This is a genomic window from Vibrio sp. 1288, assembly GCF_033344475.1.
The window spans coordinates 1-508 of record NZ_JAWPOX010001178.1; the positions used below are offsets into that span (position 1 = coordinate 1).

Consider the following 508-nt stretch of genomic DNA (forward strand, 5'->3'; position numbering starts at 1 on the left):
ACGCAAACTGCGGTATCACCAAGAAAGTGAAAGCGACAGGTATCCCTGCATTGTTCGAAGCAACGCTAGAGCAAATCAAAGAAGCGGGTGATAACACCATCGTATTCACTAACTTTGTTGATTTCGACTCCGCTTACGGCCACCGCCGTGATGTAGCGGGTTACGCTGCGGCGCTTGAGTACTTTGATGGTCGCATCAACGAAGTGCTCGAACTGATGGGTGAAGATGACGTGCTAATCCTAACGGCTGACCACGGTTGTGACCCAACATGGCCAGGCACTGACCATACTCGTGAGCACATTCCAGTATTGGTTTACGGTCAAAAAGTGCCAGCTGGCTCTCTTGGCCGCCGCGAAACGTTCGCAGATATCGGCCAAACATTGGCGAGCTACTTCGGTACTTCTCCAATGGATTACGGTAAGAACTTCCTATAATTAGGATATTAAAAACTAGGAGCTGAGTGCTGCTAGTTTTATGTTTGCAGTATGCAAGTACTGCTTGTCGGAAA

Annotated in this window: 1 pseudogene; it reads left to right on the forward strand. The window is 48.6% G+C overall.

Going from position 1 to position 508, the window contains the following annotated elements:
- Positions 1-434, forward strand: a pseudogene (locus R8O11_RS31540) (phosphopentomutase); the annotation flags it as partial.
- Positions 435-508: the final 74 nt, after the last annotated feature.